At 60.9% G+C, this 2285-nt stretch carries 2 protein-coding genes; both read right to left on the reverse strand.

The window, feature by feature from the left end; genetic code table 11:
* Positions 1-742, reverse strand: a 742-nt coding sequence (gene istB / locus ACFQ2S_RS24765) for an IS21-like element helper ATPase IstB (protein WP_386079426.1), incomplete at its 3' end; no start/stop codon positions are given.
* Complete coding sequence (gene istA, locus ACFQ2S_RS24770) at positions 739-2226, reverse strand: IS21 family transposase (protein WP_449369422.1); 1488 nt, start codon at positions 2224-2226, stop codon at positions 739-741. The genes istA and istB, both read right to left, overlap by 4 nt.
* Between the last annotated feature and the right edge of the window lie 59 nt (positions 2227-2285).

Here is a 2285-nt window from a genome sequence, read left to right on the forward strand (position 1 = left end):
GGGCCTTGCTTTGTGCCAGCCGAAAGCTGTCGCCGTTCATCTCCAGGATTGAGACATGGTGGGTCAGGCGGTCGAGCAAGGCCCCTGTGAGGCGCTCGGATCCGAAGGTTTCGGTCCATTCATCGAACGGGAGGTTTGAGGTGATCAGGATGGAGCCGCGCTCGTATCGCTGGGAGATCAGTTCGAACAACAGTTCGGCACCGGTCTTGCTGAGAGGTACGAAGCCCAGTTCGTCGATGATCAGGAGTTTCTGTTTCACCAGTTGCTTCTGAAGCCGCAGGAGTTGGCGCTCGTCTCGTGCTTCCATCAACTCGTGAACGATGGCGGCAGCGGTGGTGAAGCGGACTGCCATCCCCTTTTGACAAGCGGCCAGGCCGAGGCCGAGGGCCACGTGGGTCTTGCCGGTGCCGCTGGGACCGAGAGCGATGACGTTCTCGCAGCGGTCGATCCATTCGCAGCGTGCCAGTTCCAGCACCTGCATCTTGTTGAGAGACGGGATTGCCGCGAAGTCGAAGCTGTCGAGGCTCTTGGTTGCTGGGAATTTTGCGGCCTTGATCCGGCGTTCAATCATCCGCCTTTCCCGGTCGATGAGTTCCAGTTCGATCAGACGGACCAGGAACTGGACATGGTCACGACCCTCGGCAGCACAGAGCCGGGCCTGCTTATCGTATTCCCGCAGGATTGTCGGCAGCTTCAGCTTCTTGAGCTGATGGTTCAGTAGGATCTGCGGCGCTTCCGTCATGTCGCGCCACGGGTTGTCAGGCACATGTAGCTGGCCGCAGATGTCGTCGTTACCGTGGCCCTTGGCAGGAACGGATAGACATCCAGATCGAGCCGGGGTGGTCGCCGTTCGACCCGGCACAGCACCAGGTGCTTCACAGCGTCGAAGCTGATCGCGCCCATCTGGAGCGCCGTCTTCACGGCAGCATGGACCTCGTCCATCTCGAAGGTTTCCAACAGCCGTAGGACCTGCACATATTCGCGCCGTCCCGCCTTGAGCAGGCGCGCCTCCATCAGCCGTTGCAGGGTGGCGAACGCCTTGGGCAGATCCCATCCTGCCAGCGGTGCCGCCTGCTCGAAGGCGCCGATCTTCTTCTCCAGCAATGGCAGGTAATGGATCGGATCGAAGATCATGTCCTCGCGGTCGTAGCTGCGGCCATGCTGCGCGATAACCTCCCCACCACATCCGATCATTACCCGGTCGACATAGGCGCGGATCCAGACATCCCGGTATCCGAAGGCAACCGGCACCGAATAGTCATTGGTCTTGTAGCGCACCAAGGCGAGCGAGTTGACCCGCCCGGACGCCTGGTCACAGGCTTCGAAGGGAGTGACTGGCAGCGGCGCCATCGCCTCCAGATCGCGCTGGAGACGTTCGCCAATCGTCTCGCTGTGCCCGCGCAGCTTGTCATTCTGGCGTTTCCGGCACTGCTCTTCGAGCCAGTCATTGAAGGTGTCCCAGGTCGGGAAGGTCGGGATTGGCACCATGAAGTTGCGACGGGAATAGCCGACCAACCCCTCTACAGCACCTTTGTCGTTGCCCTTCCCAGGCCGCCCATAGCGATCCCGGATCACGTAGTGGGACAGCATCTCGCTGAACAGCTTTGCTCTGCGGCGTGTCCCATCCGGTTCGATCTTCGCCACCAAACAGCGGTCGTTGTCGTAAAGGATCGACTGCGGCACAGCTCCGAAGAACGCGAAGGCGTGGACATGGCCATCCATCCAAGCTTCCGCCGTCGCCGCCGGATAAGCCCGGACATAGCAGGCATCGCTATGCGGCACATCCAGCGCGAAGAAGTGGGCCTTCTGTTCAACGCCTCCGATCACCACGACCGCTTCGCCAAAGTCGGCCTGGGCATGACCCGGCGTGTGCGTCAGGGGAACGAACACTTCGCGATGCCGCCGACCGTGTTCCCGCACGTAGTCCTTGATGATGGTGTAACCGCCCGCGTACCCGTGCTCGTCACGGAGCCGCTCAAAGATCCGCTTGGCCGTATGGCGCTGCTTTCGAGGGCGCTCCCGATCCTCCGATAGCCACTGATCGATGATCCCGGTGAACCCGTCCAGCTTCGGGCGCTTGATCGGTGCTGAACGCCGGTAACCCGGCGGAACCGAAAACGCCAAGATCTTGCGAACCCTGTCACGAGATATTCCGAAATGCCGGGCCGCTTCACGCTGACTCATGCCTTCCGCGCACGCCAGACAAACCATGCGATACAAATCCACGGTGAAGATCCTCCCGCCCTCCCTCCGTCAAATCAAGAAGGGCAAAGGTGGACGACTTT

The organism is Tropicimonas aquimaris, assembly GCF_042676185.1.
GTDB classification, from domain to species: Bacteria; Pseudomonadota; Alphaproteobacteria; order Rhodobacterales; family Rhodobacteraceae; genus Tropicimonas; species Tropicimonas aquimaris.